Raw genomic sequence first — 16,293 nt, forward strand, 5'->3', positions numbered from 1 at the left:
TAGTTTACACAGATAGTCAGATAAACCTGAGGTCGGTATGTTTTTCATTATATTTTTACTCTTTGTGCTGATCCCAGTAATAGAGCTGTCGGTGCTGATCCGTGTGGGTGAAGTGCTTGGCACTTGGACTACCATAGGTTTAGTGCTGTTTACCGCTGTGCTCGGGGTCTCTTTGGTTCGCAGCCAAGGTTTAAGCACCTTAATGCAAGTACAGCAAAAACTCGCTCGCGGTGAAGCGCCGGGGCAAGAAATCGTCGAAGGCATGATGTTAGCCATGGCGGGTATTTTACTGGTGATCCCCGGTTTTGTAACCGATGCCATTGGCCTGTTATTGCTGACGCCATTCACCCGTCGTCCCATTGCTGCCTTGCTGTTCAAGCGCATGCAGTTGCGGGTTGTGGCGGGGTTACAGGGCGGAATGCACGGCGGTTTTCAAGCGGGTCAAGGTCCCTTTGGGCCTAAGCCGCAGGACCCATTTGGCCAAGCGCCGTTTGATGATAGCGTGAAGAAAGACGGTAATGTGTTTGAGGGCGACTTCGAACATAAAGTCGATCCAAGTGATCTCAAGCCCGCGAGTCACCAGCTGCCTGATAAAGATCAGAATAAAGAACAAGGTAACGCGCAGGATAAAGATCCTAAGCCTTAGTCTGTTATGGTTTAGCTAATTTGGTTTGCGCGTTTATTCGCTTGAACTTCTACCCAAATCTCGCTTCAATACCAGCGGTCTTCAGAATCCTCTGAGCTGCGCCGCTGGTGCACTTCATCCACTCGTTATAAAAATTCCACTGAGTTGAGAAAGGCTTCTGCGGTGCGACGGTTTTGGCCGTTGTCATCATAGCTGGCGGTTAAAATCAGCAGGTGATTATTGTAGGCATAGGCATGCTGCACTAAAGTGCCAAGATCTTTACCCATATCCATACTGATCTCATAACCCCGCTGCCCGCCGTGTTCGATATATCCGCGCGTCAATTTCAGCTCATCTGTTCCCTGCATCTCTTTAAACTTTTTCGCGAGCGTGTTGGTGTCATCGAAGGAAAGCTCGGTAATGTCTTCCTCGTCTATGGTTTCAAACTGGGAGCTGTAGGCGATAACGCTCAATACCAGCGGTTCTTGAGCTTGTTTTTGAGTGGTAATGGTTTCAACGCTGACTTGTCCCGAGTTTTTATGTAGCGCCTTGGGATTAGGTAACATGTGCACTTTTACGGGGACAGAAGTTAATACATGGGATTCGAGGGGTTTGACCGCATACCATTTTTGATACGCCATAAAAACGAGGCCGAGCAGCACAGCTAGCTTGATGAGCTTCATATAACTTCCTTATTTAATAATCACTTCCTTGAGCTTGTCGCTCGCCATCAAGTGTAAATGGCAAGTCAGATAAGCGCAACAGATCGCAATAGCTAGGGGGGGACATGTATTAGAAATGACCAGCCAGCCACGAGTGACTGACCGGCCGCGCCGGGAAGCGTTTTTGGATCAATTGCGGAGCTAAAAAGTTGAGTATTATTTGTTAGGTGACTCACCTCCTATCGCTGTCGCTTTAATATTGAATACTAGGCTGTACATCACTGGCAGTACTATGAGTGTCAGCAGTGACGCAAAACCGAGACCGAAGATAATCGTAATCGCCATTGAACCAAAAAAGGCGTCTGAGATCAGTGGGATCATCCCGAGCATAGTGGTAATCGCCGCCATCATGACGGGGCGCACGCGGCTGACACAGGAGTCGACCAAGGCGAAATAAGCGGGTTTGCCTTCACTGAGTTCGAGGTTGATTTGATCGACCAAGACGATACCGTTTTTAATCACCATGCCTGACAAACTCAGCAGGCCGAGTAGCGCCATAAAGCTGAAAGGTGCGTCGAACAACAAGAGTCCGGCAGACACTCCAATCAGGGCCAAGGGCACAGTAAACCAGATCACTAAGGGCTGACGCACTGAGTTGAACAGGAATACTGTGATTAAAAACATCGCCAGATAACCCATGGGAATCGAGCTGAATACCGCGGTTTGCGCTTCGCCTGCGGTTTCAAATTCACCGCCCCATTCCAAGTGATAACCTGCGGGTAGGCTGATCGCTTCGACCTTGTCTTTCACTTTACGCAGTACAGAGTCGGCGGTTTCATCACTGCCAAGCTTAGGATCGGCCATCACAGCGAGCATACGCATACGATCTCGGCGCATCACCAGCGGGTTTTCCCACTCAGTGTTAAAGCTACTCACCACTTGGGTAGCAGGCACAAAGGTGTTGTGTTCGCTACTCCAAATTTGCAACTTCCATAGGCTGTCGGCCTGCAAACGTTCTTCGGCGGGCGCTCTGGCGACGATGGGTAACAAGTGGCTGGTTTCTCGGTATAAACCAATTTGCTTACCGCTAAAGTTAACCAATAGGGCATTGTCGAGATCTTGCTTACTGATCCCCGTTTCTCGCGCTTGGGCATTTTCCAGTTGCGGACGGATCAAGGGCACTTGATTACGCCAGTTGTGACGTATGCCATCCATGCTCGGTTCGGCGTGGAAAATGGCCTCGGCTTGGGCGCCTAAAGCGCGCAGCACTTCAGGATTGTCGCCGTAGAAGCGTGCCTCAATTTTGGCTGCGGGCGACGGGCCGTTTTCCATGTTTTTTAAGCGATATTGTGCCTGTGGGAAACGTTGATTTAACAAGGTTTCTAACTCTGGCATATAGGCTTTAACGGCGGCGAGATCTTGCATTTCGACTATCAACTGGGCAAAGGCGGGATAGCCTTTTTCTGGCTGATAAGGCAGGACGAAACGCTGCGAACCTTGGCCAATAACGGTTGTTAAGTGTTTTAGCCCTATATCTTTTTGCTCGTTCTGTTGCAGTAACTGGCGCTCAATATCGGCAGTAAAACGTTCGGTCGCCTTAATGTCCGTGCCCTCTGGCATCCAGATATCCACAAAGAAAATCGGCGTGTTAGAGGCAGGGAAGAACACATTCTTGATATGACCAAAGCCCACTACTGCGCTGAACAGCATGGCGACAACCAGCAGAATACTCACCAATCTAAAGCGCAGCGCTAGGGTTAAACTTGCGCGATATAAGCTGAAGAACCAGCCCTTGTAGGGGTCTTGGGCTTCTTCATTGCTCGGCGCATCCTTAAATAACAGATGGCAGAAGAACGGCGTTAAGGTGATGGCGGTTATCCAGCTGATAAACAGCGAAATCATCAACACTTGGAATAAAGAACGGCAGAATTCACCTGCAGCATTTTGCGATAAGCCAATGGGCGCAAAGGCAATAATGGCAATGACAGTCGCGCCCAATAGCGGCCACTGGGTTTGAGCCACAATTTGCTTGGCCGCTTCGAGACGGGTTTTACCACGGCGCAGACCAATCAAAATACCTTCGGTGACCACAATCGCATTATCGACCAACATGCCAAGGGCGATAATGAGTGCGCCGAGGGAGATGAGTTGCAGCTCAATCCCTAGCACTTTCATCACGATAAAGGTACCTAGAATCGTCAGCAGTAAGATCAGGCCCATCAACATACCCGAGCGCAGCCCCATAAACAGCAGGAGCACGGCGATCACGATAGCAATCGATTCTAATAAGTTGATTAAGAAGCCATTGACTGTCTCATCGACCGCCTGACTCTGGTTGTAAACCGTCGCTAAATTCATCCCGATTGGGCGTTGGGATTCAAGCTCGGCTAAACGGTCACTGACCTTTTGCCCTACTTCGACCACGTTCACGCCGCTAGAGAAAGATATCCCCAGTGATAACGCCGCTTCGCCCTTATTGTGGTAAAGCACATTCGGGGTTTCGTCGTAATCCTTTTCGATATTGGCAATATCGCCAAGGTAAATCAGCTCAGTGCTACCCGGTGGGCTGACAATCAAGCGCGCCAGATCCTGCACATTGCTAAATTCGCCCGTGGGATGAATGCGGATACGGTTATCACCAATCACTAAACTGCCCGCGTTGGAGACCACGTTTTGATTGTTCACTAAACCATAGATATAGCTTTGATCTAATCCCAGTGCTGACAGCTTTTGCTGGGAGATTTCAATTACGACTTGCTCGGTGACGCTGCCAGCAACTGAAACCTTTTTAACCCCGGGCACGAGTACGAGTTCGCGGCGCAGATAGTCGGCGTAATTGCTTAACTCGCGGTTGCTGTAATCGGGGCCTGAGAGATTAAATAAAATGCCATACACATCGCCAAAATCGTCCATCACCTGCGGCGCGGTTGTACCCGGAGGTAAGTTGCCCGCCGTGTCGTTGACCTTACGACGCACTTCATCCCACACCTGTGGCAGGGTGGTTTTGTCGTAGCTTTCTTTAATCTCGATTTGGATTTGTGACAGGCCCGCACTGTTAATCGAGGTCACATGCTTAATGGCATCGAGTTGCTGCAGGGCATCTTCGAGCGGCAGCGTGACTTCTTCTTCAACTTGTTCAGGTGATGCGCCGGGGTAAGCCGTGATCACTAGGGCTTCTTTAATGGTGAATTCGGGGAATTCCAATTGCCCCAAACCGGTAAAACTCACGCCGCCACCCACGAGTAGCAGCAACACAAACATCCAACTGATGACTTTGTGGCGTATCGAATACTCTGCAATGTTCATCAATTACACCCCACGCTGCCAGCGTAGTGGTTTGACTTTCATGCCAGCGGATAATTGAGACACCCCAGCGCTGACGATAAGATCGCCCTTGTTGATACCCGTTAAAATCTCAACACCTTGGTTACTCACGCGCCCTAGGGTCACCATAGTCGGCTTAACTTCACCCGATTGGGTTTGATAAACCCACACTTGCACTTGGCCATCTTGATCGCGTTTATCGATGGCGGTCACGGGTACTATGCTGGATGCAAGGGCGCTTGGATCTTTAACTAAGGCTAAGGTTAACTCGGCGCTCATCCCAGGAAGTAATTGAATATCTTGGGGTTGAGGCAATGAAAACACCACTTCATAGGCTTGAGTACCTGGGGTGACTTGGGTGGAGTATTCTTTAAATTTGGCGTCGAAGCTCTGCTCGGGAAAGGCGCTAAAACGCACTTTCGCCGTAAAGTGAGCTTGATCGGTATATTGCTTCAGCCCCGCCGCCATCGCCTCGGGCACTTGAATGCTCACATCGAGCAAGTTGTTGTTTTGCAGTGTTAACACCCCCTGATTGGCCTGCACTATTTGGTGGTTATCCACTAAACGTTTAGCAATCGTGCCGCTAAAGGGCGCGGTTAAGCGGGTGTAACTCAGTTGATCGCGCGCTGCCGCAAGGGCAGCCTTGGCCGATTTGAGTTGCGCTTGCGTGCTATCAAACTCAGATTGTGAAATCAGCTTACGATTAAGCAGCTCGACCTTACGTTTAAAGTCGGCAGCTAACAGTTCGTGCTCGGCCTCACGGGTCATTAAGTTATTTTTGGCATCCCTGTCGTCAAGCTGGGCGAGCAGACTACCTTGAGCGACTCTTTGGCCTTCGACTAATGTCAGTTCGGTTAATTGCCCTGAAATACGGAACGACAATTCGGCGCGGCTATTGGCGGCAACGCGGGCAGGAAAAGTTCTAAAATCTCCAGCTTCTACGTTGAGCACTTCAAACAGTTTAACCGGACGGACAGTGTCCACTTGTACTGAACTTTCCGCAGGCGAACAACCACTGAGCAGGGCTGGAAGCAGCATTGCCAGTGGCAAGAGTCGATATGATTTCATGGTGGCGATTTCCTAGTTAACAAGTTGTCAGCATTTCTGGGCGCGAAGATACCAGCTAAAGTAGTTGCAATAAACGGGATACTTTGGGATTATCAGTCCCACATAATGAGATTGAACTTAAGGTCAAAATGAAGACAGAGGACTTAGCGTTATTCCACCGAATTGCTGAAACCGGTAGTTTGATTGAAGCGGCTGATTTACTTAACTTGCCAAAATCGACTGTCAGTCGGCGTTTGCAAGCCTTGGAAGATGAGCTGAATATTAAATTGTTCCACCGCCAGAGCCGCTCCATGACGCTCACGTCTGCGGGCAGTCATTTCTACCAGCGCTCGCAAAACATTCTGGCCCAGCTCGATGAAACCCTATTCGAAATGACCAATGATGATGCTGAGATCAGCGGGCATCTGCGTATTCAAATGTTCCCTATCCATAGCATGAAAATCTTGATGCAAGCCATTTTCCGCTTTATGGATATGCACCCTAAACTCACCTTAGAAGTCATCAGCAGCTCAGAATCCGTCGATATGGTGAAACATAATCTCGATGTGGCCTTTGTGGTTGAGCCTGCGTTGGATACCTTAGATTTAGTGGTGCGGCCAATTTTTACCACTGACTTACGTTTTTACGCGAGTCCTCAATATTTAGCGGTACACGGCACACCTAAAACACCGAAAGAGATTGAAGCGCATAATGTGTCTATGTTCCGTTTATCCAACGGCAAAATTTTTAATGAGTTATTTATCGGTTCAGAACAAGAGGTGAGAGTCAGAGGCAATTTCTGCTCCAACAGTATTGAAGTGGCGGTTGAGTTTGGATTGCAAGGACGCGGCATAGTGTATGCGCCTGCTGAAGTCGTGGATGAATATGTACAAAGCGGTGAGTTGGTGACTCTGTTACCTGAAATCCAGCCCCACCAAGGCGAGTGTTTCTTAGCTTATCCATCAAGACGTTACGTGAGTTTAGCCTGTCGACGCTTTATCGACTACATAATGCAAGAGTTAGTGCCAAATGGCGTGCCGATCAACATGAGCGAGCAAGGCCCACGTCGATCCTGCAAAGCCTCTACGGGAGATTTTTCAGACGACGTGTTGCGCTTTCCCGTTAAAAAATCAAGCTAGTTTACCCCTCGCGAATGGCGTTGGCGGTTGTGATCTTTGTCGGTTCACAGATCCGCTGCGCCAGCCAGTAACAGGCAATTCCCATCAAAATATTGGTCACAGGTAGCGCCAGCAGCAGGCCTTTAACGTCACCTATATAGGATCCTAAAGCCGCCAGCGGCAGCATAAGTAGCACTAAGCGGCACAGGTTGATCACCAGTGAACTCATAGGTCTGTGGTAAGCATTGAGCGAGGTCGCCACAATAATCACTATGCCCAAAGGGCCGTAGGCGCAGGGCAGCACTAAGATGTAAAAACTCAACCACTCGATCACCAGCGGATCGGTACTGAACAAGTGCGCGATAGGTTCAGCCAAAAAGATCAGTGGAATATAAAGTATGGTTTGGAAGATAAAGATAAATTTTATCGATAGCAGCAGGGCTTCTTTCGCCCTCTGTGGCTGGCCTGCACCTAAGTTCTGCGCGATAAAGGGCATTAAGCTCGACGATAGCGCCATCACCACGATTAATAGCACTGACTCTAAGCGAGTTCCTGCACCAAAGGCTGCCACTGCGCTGTGGTCGATATGCGCCAACATAGCCATGATAATGGCATTGGCTAACGGATTGATTAAATTCATCAAGGCGGCGGGTTGGGCGATATGGGCAAGTTTAGTCCAGTTGGCGCGCATTCTGTCGATGTCAAACACTGTCCATTCGAGCATCTTGCGCCTGACAATCAACAAATAACCCGACAAAGATAACGCCACCAACCAAGCGAACAGGGTTGCAATCGCGGCACCTTGAATTTCTAAACGTGGAAACGGCCCAATACCGAAGATAAGTAATGGATCCAGAATGAGGTTGATGATTGCCGCCAGCGCCATAATCATCGCAGGCGAGCGGGTATCGCCAGTGGAACGTAAGCCCTGATTGCCCACCATCAACAACACCAGCAGCGGCGCACCGACATACCAGTAAATCATATAGTCGTGGATCAGCGGCAAGCTGTCATCGTTTGCCCCGAGTAAGCGAAACAGTGGCTCGATAAAAATGCTACCCAGGGCGGCTAAACTGGCAATCAAGCCAAAGGTCAGTAATAAGGCATCATGCAAGAATACTTTGGCCTTGTGGGCATTACCCGAGCCAATTAGTCGGCCTAAATTGGTCGAGACTCCAGCACCAATACCAATGGCGATGCTCGAGATCACTAAGGTCACCGGAAAGGTAAAACTGATGGCGGCTAAGGCTTCGGTGCCCAATTGGCTGATAAAAAAAGTGTCAGCGAGGCTGAAACCTAGAATGGTCATAATGCCAATTAAGTTGGGGAGGCTCATGTTGAGCAGTACACGACCAATTGGCGCGGTGAGCAGCCCGTGTCTGTCTTTCATGGAAAAATAGTGCCTTGTTAGCGAGCGGAGGCGAGATTCTAGCAGGATTGTGCGGACTTGAAAAAACCGACATCAAAAAATTGAAGTTTTTTTTGTAAATGCCCTTGGATCTCGACACTACCAGCCCCATATCTCAGACAGCAAAAGAGCAGACTCAGGTGTCTGTTTTTTTAATCACAAATAGGCTCGATTGTAGGGCATCAAATCATTAGGAGAGTTCATAGATGAATATTCGTCCATTACATGACCGCGTAATCGTTAAGCGTCTAGAAGTTGAATCAACATCAGCGGGTGGCATAGTACTGACCGGTAGCGCCGCTGAAAAATCAACTCGCGGTGAAATCCTTGCTGTGGGCAATGGCCGTATCTTAGAAAATGGCACAGTTAAACCACTGGATGTCAAAGTGGGTGACGTGGTGATCTTCAATGAAGGTTACGGCGTTAAGAAAGAAAAAATCGACGGACAAGAAGTTTTGATCCTGTCGGAAGCTGACCTGATGGCAGTAGTGGGTTAATCCTCAGCATCAATTCGACATTCCAATTAATCATTAAAAATTTAAAGGATAATCAAGATGGCAGCTAAAGAAGTTGTATTTGGTAATGACGCTCGCGTAAGAATGCTGGCTGGCGTAAACATTCTAGCGAACGCAGTAAAAGTGACCTTAGGCCCTAAAGGCCGTAACGTGGTATTAGACAAGAGCTTCGGCTCACCACTGATCACTAAAGACGGTGTGTCTGTTGCCAAAGAAATCGAGTTAGAAGACAAATTCGAAAACATGGGCGCGCAAATGGTGAAAGAAGTTGCTTCTAAAGCCAACGACGCCGCCGGTGATGGTACAACTACTGCAACTGTACTGGCTCAAGCCATTGTCGTTGAAGGCTTAAAAGCTGTTGCAGCCGGTATGAACCCAATGGATCTGAAGCGCGGAATCGACAAAGCCGTTATCGCTGCTGTTGCTGAATTAAAAGCCTTATCACAACCTTGTGCAGATTCAAAAGCGATTGCGCAAGTTGCGACTATCTCTGCAAACTCTGACGAATCTATCGGCGAAATCATCGCTACTGCGATGGAAAAAGTCGGCAAAGAAGGCGTGATCACAGTTGAAGAAGGCCAAGCGTTAGAAAACGAATTGGACGTAGTAGAAGGTATGCAGTTTGATCGTGGCTACCTATCTCCATACTTCATCAACAAGCCAGAAACCGGCAGCGTTGAGTTAGACCACCCATTCGTACTGTTAGTAGACAAGAAAATCTCTAACATTCGCGAACTGTTACCTATCCTTGAAGGTCTGGCAAAAACCGGTAAGCCATTGCTTATCGTTGCTGAAGATGTTGAAGGCGAAGCATTAGCAACTTTAGTTGTGAACAATATGCGCGGTATCGTGAAAGTGGCTGCCGTTAAAGCACCTGGCTTTGGCGATCGTCGTAAGGCAATGCTGCAAGACGTAGCAATCCTGACTGGCGGTACTGTTATTGCTGAAGAAATCGGCCTAGAGCTTGAAAAAGCAACCCTGGAAGATTTAGGTACAGCTAAGCGTGTTGTGATCACTAAAGACAACACCACCATCATCGATGGTAACGGCGAGCAAACACAAATTGCTGCTCGTGTAAGCCAAATCAAACAACAAGTTGAAGAATCAACTTCTGACTACGACAAAGAAAAACTGCAAGAGCGTATGGCTAAACTAGCTGGCGGCGTAGCAGTGATTAAAGTTGGCGCAGCGACTGAAGTTGAAATGAAAGAGAAAAAAGCCCGCGTTGAAGATGCTCTGCATGCAACTCGCGCTGCGGTAGAAGAAGGCGTGGTTCCTGGCGGCGGTGTTGCTTTGGTTCGCGTAGCTTCTAAGATCGCTGAAGTTGAAGTATTAAACGAAGACCAAAAACACGGTGTGGTTATCGCACTGCGTGCAATGGAAGCGCCACTACGTCAAATCGCCACTAACGCGGGTGAAGAAGCGTCAGTTGTTGCTAACACTGTGAAGAACGGCAGCGGTAACTTCGGTTACAACGCCGGCAACGACACTTACGGTGACATGTTAGAAATGGGTATCCTTGACCCAACTAAAGTGACCCGTTGTGCATTGCAATTCGCTGCGTCAATCGCAGGTCTGATGATCACTACAGAAGCTATGGTTGCTGAAATTCCACAAAATGCTAGCCAAGATATGGGCGGTATGGGTGGGATGGGCGGAATGGGCGGCATGATGTGATCCTAGCTGGTTAAAATCGTTTATAGCTGCGTTACTTTGTTACTCGTGTAGAAAAACACTACACGTCGCAACAAAAAGCCTTGCTCTAAAACGATTTTTCCTGCGCTAGATTAGCAAAACATCTGCGGTCTTTAGCTTAATCGCTTAAACCTAAATTCTTGTAAGAGAAAAATGAAAACCCCGACTCAGGTAACTGAGTCGGGGTTTTGTTTTCTTGGTCTAACGACGTGAGTAAGTTTCTGGTGTACTTACCTACACTTTTTGGGATTTAAGCGCTGAAATGGTTACTAAAAGTGTAATATTGTACACTTTTCGATGGCTTGTCATTTTCAATCATCCAAAAGTGTAGTTCTGTACACTTTTATATTGAATGGGGCTGGTTTTAGGGCTAAGGTGTATGAAGTTACACTTTTGGAGATGATGATGGTATCACCGCTAAATCAACAATCCCTCGGCTTGTTAATTAAAGAGCGAAGGAAAAGTGCTGCTCTTACTCAAGACGTGGCAGCCATGCTGTGCGGCGTAACCAAAAAAACGCTGATCCGAGTTGAAAAAGGTGAGGATGTTTATATCTCAACCGTATTCAAAATCCTTGATGGTCTGGGGATTGAGATCGTTTCGGCTCAAGCCAGCGACACCGAAACTAACGGCTGGTATTAACCTATGAGTACTTCCAAAAAGCTCACGTTAGAGATGCACCTCGGTGATTTAATTATCGGGGAGCTATCCTTTGATGCCACGACCGACACCTTTGCCGTACATTACACCAAGCACTGGCAGCAGAGTGGATTTCCACTATCCCCAACAATTCCCTTAGATGGCACAGGAAGTAGCAGTCAGATATCGATGTTTTTGGTTAACTTATTGCCAGAAAACAAAGGATTAGATTATCTAATTGAATCGCTTGGCGTCTCCAAGGGAAATACCTTTGCCTTGATCCGCGCCATTGGTCTCGATACCGCAGGTGCTGTTGCTTTTGTTCCTAAAGGGACTTTGCTGCCTGAAACACAATTACGGCCAATTAAGGCTGAAGAAGTTATTCAGCGCATTGAAGATCCCACAATGTGGCCGATGGAAATTTGGGACGGCAAACCACGACTGTCGGTTGCGGGTGTACAACCTAAATTAAACCTGTTTTATAACGGTGAAGAATTTGCATTTGCCGAAGGCGTGCTGTCATCGACCCATATAGTTAAATTCGAAAAATATCGCCATTTAGTGCTCAATGAATTTATGACGATGCGCTTAGCTAAGGCGATTGGAATGAATGTGGCGAATGTTGATATCGTTCATTTTGGCCATTACAAAGTACTCTGTGTCGAACGCTTTGACCGACGTTATATGCCAAGTGAACAAAGGGTATTAAGAAGGCATATTGTCGATAGCTGCCAAGCCCTTGGTTTTAGTGTTAGCAAAAAATATGAACGTAATTTTGGTTCAGGGCGCGATGTTAAAGATATTCGAGAAGGGGTAAGTTTTAACAGGCTATTTAGTCTTGCCGCAAAATGCCGTAATCCAGTGGCCGCTAAGCAGGATATGTTGCAGTGGGCGCTGTTCAATTTACTGACCGGCAATGCCGATGCACACGGTAAAAACTACTCATTTTTTATGACGGCAAGCGGAATGGAGCCAACTCCTTGGTACGATTTGGTCAGTGTGGCTATGTATGAGGATTTTGAACAACAGCTTGCGATGGCAATTGATGATGAATTTGATCCAAATAGCATTTACGCGTATCAATTGGCCGCATTTATTGATGGCTTAGGTTTACCAAGAAATTTATTAATCAGTAACTTAACGACAATAGCGCGAAGAATACCGCAGGCAATAGATGGTGTGATTTCAATGCTCCCGGCCCTCGATGAGAGTGAAACAGTATTTGTGGCTCATTACAAAGCGCAGTTGCTGGCGAGATGTGATCGTTACCTTAGTTTTGCCGCCGAGGTCAGGGATGTGGAAGTGTGGTGCTAGCTACATCTTATCACCCAGCGGTAATTTCGCAGGGGGGAGAACTTCTTTAGCCACAGTGTTGGCTGTTAATCTTCGGAGATTTGTGACTGTCCCATCTTTGTGTTCCTGTCACAGGCAATTACATGCGAATGCTTGATTAATAAATGGCTTAGGGGCGCCTCTGCCCCCGCCACCGACTTACATCAGCATCATAATGATTCGCATCACCATGATAACTAATGCTGGGTCTATCTCGACGCGCAACTCAATTATCATAATTGGCTCCTTACAGGTTGGGGTTTAAAGTCATGGTGACACTTACGGGATTAACCGCGGGTGTACCATTAGGGTTAGCAGACTAGGTCTTGCTTTGAGCCCTATGGTGGCTAGGTTCAGATATGGCCTGAGTTCACCACTTTCTCCAACAAGAGGATAAAGTTCGTCGAAACTGGAATCATCATAGAGTTATAATAATTGCGAGTCAAAGTTATTTAGTCGCTGGTCTGCAATTAGCTATTGATTTATAAAGGCTTGATCTGTACGCGGGAAAATTCACACGTACGGTTCTTAGGGGAGGGAAAAGCAGTAATGCTTGTCCCTTAGTCGACATTTTTGCTGGTTTAGATCGGTGCGGCGTTGCTGCTCGCTCACATACACACAACGTATGCTACGCTCACAGCGCCTTGTACTGAACGTTTTATCCTGCGCAAAAATATCTGCGGTCTTTAGCTTAATCGCTTAAAACCTAAATTCTTATAAGAGAAAAATGAAAACCCCGACTCGGGTAACTGAGTCGGGGTTATGTTTTCTTGGTCTAACGATGTGAGTAAGTTTCTGGTGTACTTAGCTACACTTTTTGGGATTTAAGCACTGAAATCGTTACTGAAAGTGTAACATCGTATACTTTTTCTGGTGGTTAGATGGTTCCATCTTTCTACATTGTTAGTCATTGCGGCCTAACGGCCGAGGTGAATCAAAGTCGTGGGGCTTCACCCCTCTGATTCTTAATCAAGAGTCGACCAAGGAGGACTGCTCGTCCTATCCTCCTTGCTATTGTTTTCACAAGCAGCCAAGACGCCCCTAGCTAAGTTACATGCATTGGTTAGTGGCTTCGTGCTTATTCGAAAATCGCTAACGCTTCCGATGGTACATCCTGTACCCCGAAAGCTACGCAGACGTCCTGTCTGCGTCACACGCCATTCTTTCAATAAAGAGTCTTCAACGCCCTTCAGCAACTTCGCAGGTGAGGGTGAACTTCTGTAGTCTCGGTGTCTGTTGTTAGATCCAAAAGAGTTATGCCTGTCCCATCTTTGTCATAAAATTTAACAATGGGTGGATCGTTAAATTTTATTCCCCTTGGGATGCACTGCCTCACTGCAGAGTTTAGCGCCTCACGGCGGTTAAGTTGCCCACGCTTTACAGCATTGGCGGGCCTGCGGTTTATAGGTATACGGGGATTTGAGGTGGGAAGAAAGCGTATTCGTTAACGGGTAAGTTGTGGTTAAACTATTTCATTAATGATTGCACTTAACTCGTTCAGCGAATTTACTGAACTATCCTTATCCGTCTTAAAGTTAAAAATAAATGTAGGCTCTCCATAATCGTTTGAGTTCCCATAAATTATACTATTGATCCTCGATGTAATATCTTTCATATTGATTGATTTAAATATGCTATTGGTTTTTAGAGAAAAACAAGCAATTCCATCAAAATCTGTTACATAATTTAAAATATGTAAAAGCAACAATGTTGAATGTAATGACTTTAAACAGAAAAGGAATGCACTTTTCTCAGTGAGTTCTCTACTGAGAATTACTTTATCTTCTAAATCGATATGTAGATAATGTAATAAGTTATTCAGAACTTCATAATTCAAAATGGCATCAACATATCTATCGTATAAATTATCCTTGTCAATAACTGATAGTGCCTTAATGAATTCAATCATCTTCCCAATATCAACATCAAGCTTATCAATTGTTTCGGCTGAAACCCTTAATTCACCAACCCTTGATCTTGGGTATAATACAGCGTGCAACTTTCTATTTTGAAATTTAACCATCCCAATATTGAATGAATTAATATATTTAAAGAACTCTTCCATGTGCTTATGGTGATTTGAAAAGTTATTCTGACTTTCCGATATTATAATTTGCTTTTGAGTTTCAGCGCTTTTATGGATTAAAGCAATAATTGCTAATAATGCAATTGTTGCTTTTAATATCTCAAGTGGAAAGTGGTATATTTCTATAAAATTAAAAAAACACTTTTTAGTTCCACACAAAACCAAATCATTAGCACTAACTTCCTCAATATATAAAGCAATGACAGAGGCACCCGAGATAAGCAGGCCTACCACAAGTACACCCCAGAAGGGAGGGTATTTTATTAATCCATTAACTTTCATATCGTTACATCCAATCGTATTCTTTCTTTACAATGTATCCCTTTCAGAATCTGCAAGCAATTAAATTAATTTAACCTGCGCTATAAATTTTAATAATTTAACGAGCCATCCATTGTTAAATTTGCAGAGTGTATGCTTATAAAAAGGCATACAGATAACTGGAGAGTTGGTTGAATTAAGCATTGGCATGTAAGTGAACGTTGGCGGCATGGCCGCTCTTTCACATCCATATGATCGCGGCATTTGCACTTCCGTATGCAGCAGATGCCGTCGTCGAGGTCTCATGGATACTTCTTGTGAAATAAAAGGGGGGCGTGTCACTGGAATGACAGTGCTTAATCATCAGCTTCCGCTGTTAAGCCGCAAACGAGCAGCAAAAGAATTTAACGAGCCATCCATTGTTAAATTTGCAGAGTGTGTTCTTGTAAAAAGGCATACCGATAACTGGATAGTTGGTTGGATTAAGCATTGGCATGTAAGTGACCGTTGACGGCATGGCCGCTCTTTCACATCCATGTGATCGCGGCATTTGCACTTCCGTATGCAGCAGATGCCGTAGTCGAGCCCTCATGGATACTTCTTGTGAAATAAAAGGGGTGGCGTGTCACAGGAATGACAGTGCTTAATCATCAGCTTGATTCACCTCGGCTGTTAAGCCGCAAACGAGCAGCAAAAGAGTTTGCCGACCTTTGATAAGATCGAAAGCGAGGACTGACATATTTCTTTCTGAGTTATTTACAAGAAAAATATAGGTGTCTTTGAGTATTCCAAGCTTCTATCACTTGGCCGTAGGGTTATATAAAAGTGGCAGTCTTACGTGTGATAGATTGGAGACAATCCTAATGATAAATTGGTTGAATACTAATATATTGGCAGACATTTAAGCTGAACAAAAATAGTGGGTTAAGCTCTTATTCTCAATTACAATGCACTATTTTCATTCGCTAAATGCGGCATTAAACGAGCAGGAAACCCAGCATGAATATCCCAATGATTACCGCGCTTCTGAGTGCTATTACCGAAGCGCTCGCGAGTATACCAACCGCTGAGGCGGAGCAGATCTATGCATTGTCTTTCTATATCAACAACGAATATGACGATCCCCGCCTACCTACGCTGACAGTCGGCTATAACACAGTCGACGAGTGGCATGCCTCGATTCCAAAGGCTTCTAGCTCTGACGAAGCAAAATGGAACTATGCCTTCTGGCTTCAAAACGAACTCCTTGTCTTTGGGGATTCTGACTCTCAGACAGCGGATATCTTAGCTCGCTGGGTGGCCGATCTCGGTCTCGGGTACAGTGATGCGGAGGAAGATGTCGATTTTGAGCGCTGCCTTGAGCTTGGTCAGGAGATAACCGAGCAATTTGTTGCTGCAGTATGCGTTGTCGCTTCTACACTCCATTCTAACTTAACCGTTAGTCGCGTTTTCGGTCGTTCGGTACCCATCATAGTTCACGAGCTCGAGTACTATAACGAGATCGCAGATCAGACAGAGGCCTGTAACCCTCCCAGACTCGCCGAAGAGTTCGTTTCTTGGGTGCGCTCAATCTAACGTTAG

General features: G+C 46.3%; 12 protein-coding genes. 7 read left to right on the forward strand and 5 right to left on the reverse strand.

All coding sequences use genetic code 11. The features are described 5' to 3' along the window. The first annotated feature begins 37 nt into the window (after positions 1-37). Positions 38-646 carry an FxsA family protein gene (locus AC5YB3_RS14965; protein ID WP_006083126.1) on the forward strand — a complete coding sequence of 203 codons (609 nt, stop codon included), beginning with the start codon at positions 38-40 and terminating at the stop codon, positions 644-646. Positions 647-771: 125 nt separating this feature from the next. Here AC5YB3_RS14965 and AC5YB3_RS14970 read toward each other — a convergent pair whose 3' ends face one another. The 3 genes from AC5YB3_RS14970 to AC5YB3_RS14980 all read right to left on the reverse strand — a co-directional run bounded on the left by AC5YB3_RS14970 (position 772) and on the right by AC5YB3_RS14980 (position 5,679). Further along, the gene (locus tag AC5YB3_RS14970; protein ID WP_012088204.1) at positions 772-1,308 is read right to left on the reverse strand and encodes a hypothetical protein; all 537 of its coding nucleotides are present in this window, start codon (positions 1,306-1,308) and stop codon (positions 772-774) included. A gap of 195 nt (positions 1,309-1,503) precedes the next feature. Continuing rightward, complete coding sequence (locus AC5YB3_RS14975; RefSeq protein WP_494525630.1) at positions 1,504-4,593, reverse strand: efflux RND transporter permease subunit; 3,090 nt, start codon at positions 4,591-4,593, stop codon at positions 1,504-1,506. 3 nt (positions 4,594-4,596) lie between these two features. After that, entirely contained in the window at positions 4,597-5,679 is a 1,083-nt protein-coding gene (locus tag AC5YB3_RS14980) for an efflux RND transporter periplasmic adaptor subunit (RefSeq protein WP_259570142.1), read from the reverse strand. A 128-nt stretch (positions 5,680-5,807) separates the two neighbouring features. Here AC5YB3_RS14980 and AC5YB3_RS14985 point away from each other — a divergent pair, with 128 nt between their 5' ends. Continuing rightward, on the forward strand, positions 5,808-6,797 hold the full coding sequence (locus AC5YB3_RS14985) for a LysR family transcriptional regulator (RefSeq protein WP_411357182.1): 990 nt from the start codon (positions 5,808-5,810) through the stop codon (positions 6,795-6,797). A 1-nt stretch (position 6,798) separates the two neighbouring features. On the opposite strand, the gene AC5YB3_RS14990 is transcribed toward AC5YB3_RS14985, so the two are convergent. After that, positions 6,799-8,166 carry an MATE family efflux transporter gene (locus AC5YB3_RS14990; RefSeq protein ID WP_006083121.1) on the reverse strand — a complete coding sequence of 456 codons (1,368 nt, stop codon included), beginning with the start codon at positions 8,164-8,166 and terminating at the stop codon, positions 6,799-6,801. 224 nt (positions 8,167-8,390) lie between these two features. Here AC5YB3_RS14990 and AC5YB3_RS14995 point away from each other — a divergent pair, with 224 nt between their 5' ends. The 4 genes from AC5YB3_RS14995 to AC5YB3_RS15010 all read left to right on the forward strand — a co-directional run bounded on the left by AC5YB3_RS14995 (position 8,391) and on the right by AC5YB3_RS15010 (position 12,347). Continuing rightward, positions 8,391-8,681 (forward strand): co-chaperone GroES, encoded by a 291-nt coding sequence (locus tag AC5YB3_RS14995; RefSeq protein WP_006086113.1) that lies wholly within the window; start codon positions 8,391-8,393, stop codon positions 8,679-8,681. 57 nt (positions 8,682-8,738) lie between these two features. Beyond that, positions 8,739-10,376 (forward strand): chaperonin GroEL, encoded by a 1,638-nt coding sequence (gene groL / locus AC5YB3_RS15000; protein ID WP_011847850.1) that lies wholly within the window; start codon positions 8,739-8,741, stop codon positions 10,374-10,376. A gap of 423 nt (positions 10,377-10,799) precedes the next feature. Then, on the forward strand, positions 10,800-11,036 hold the full coding sequence (gene hipB / locus AC5YB3_RS15005; RefSeq protein WP_494527194.1) for a type II toxin-antitoxin system antitoxin HipB: 237 nt from the start codon (positions 10,800-10,802) through the stop codon (positions 11,034-11,036). A 3-nt stretch (positions 11,037-11,039) separates the two neighbouring features. Next, entirely contained in the window at positions 11,040-12,347 is a 1,308-nt protein-coding gene (locus AC5YB3_RS15010) for a HipA domain-containing protein (RefSeq protein ID WP_494525631.1), read from the forward strand. Positions 12,348-13,827: 1,480 nt separating this feature from the next. On the opposite strand, the gene AC5YB3_RS15015 is transcribed toward AC5YB3_RS15010, so the two are convergent. Then, complete coding sequence (locus AC5YB3_RS15015) at positions 13,828-14,733, reverse strand: hypothetical protein (protein WP_494525632.1); 906 nt, start codon at positions 14,731-14,733, stop codon at positions 13,828-13,830. Positions 14,734-15,711: 978 nt separating this feature from the next. Between AC5YB3_RS15015 and AC5YB3_RS15020 the strand changes: the two genes are divergently transcribed. After that, complete coding sequence (locus AC5YB3_RS15020) at positions 15,712-16,287, forward strand: hypothetical protein (RefSeq protein ID WP_494525633.1); 576 nt, start codon at positions 15,712-15,714, stop codon at positions 16,285-16,287. The last annotated feature ends 6 nt before the right edge of the window (positions 16,288-16,293 follow it).

This window comes from Shewanella sp. 1311 (assembly GCF_059338235.1).

What these genes read in the sequence shown, in the direction of transcription:
- AC5YB3_RS14965 (WP_006083126.1), top strand. Translation starts at nt 38, where the DNA reads ATGTTTTTCATTATATTTTTACTCTTTGTGCTGATCCCAGTAATAGAG.
- AC5YB3_RS14970 (WP_012088204.1), bottom strand. Translation starts at nt 1,308, where the DNA reads ATGAAGCTCATCAAGCTAGCTGTGCTGCTCGGCCTCGTTTTTATGGCG.
- AC5YB3_RS14975 (WP_494525630.1), bottom strand. Translation starts at nt 4,593, where the DNA reads ATGAACATTGCAGAGTATTCGATACGCCACAAAGTCATCAGTTGGATG.
- AC5YB3_RS14980 (WP_259570142.1), bottom strand. Translation starts at nt 5,679, where the DNA reads ATGAAATCATATCGACTCTTGCCACTGGCAATGCTGCTTCCAGCCCTG.
- AC5YB3_RS14985 (WP_411357182.1), top strand. Translation starts at nt 5,808, where the DNA reads ATGAAGACAGAGGACTTAGCGTTATTCCACCGAATTGCTGAAACCGGT.
- AC5YB3_RS14990 (WP_006083121.1), bottom strand. Translation starts at nt 8,166, where the DNA reads ATGAAAGACAGACACGGGCTGCTCACCGCGCCAATTGGTCGTGTACTG.
- AC5YB3_RS14995 (WP_006086113.1), top strand. Translation starts at nt 8,391, where the DNA reads ATGAATATTCGTCCATTACATGACCGCGTAATCGTTAAGCGTCTAGAA.
- groL (WP_011847850.1), top strand. Translation starts at nt 8,739, where the DNA reads ATGGCAGCTAAAGAAGTTGTATTTGGTAATGACGCTCGCGTAAGAATG.
- hipB (WP_494527194.1), top strand. Translation starts at nt 10,800, where the DNA reads ATGGTATCACCGCTAAATCAACAATCCCTCGGCTTGTTAATTAAAGAG.
- AC5YB3_RS15010 (WP_494525631.1), top strand. Translation starts at nt 11,040, where the DNA reads ATGAGTACTTCCAAAAAGCTCACGTTAGAGATGCACCTCGGTGATTTA.
- AC5YB3_RS15015 (WP_494525632.1), bottom strand. Translation starts at nt 14,733, where the DNA reads ATGAAAGTTAATGGATTAATAAAATACCCTCCCTTCTGGGGTGTACTT.
- AC5YB3_RS15020 (WP_494525633.1), top strand. Translation starts at nt 15,712, where the DNA reads ATGAATATCCCAATGATTACCGCGCTTCTGAGTGCTATTACCGAAGCG.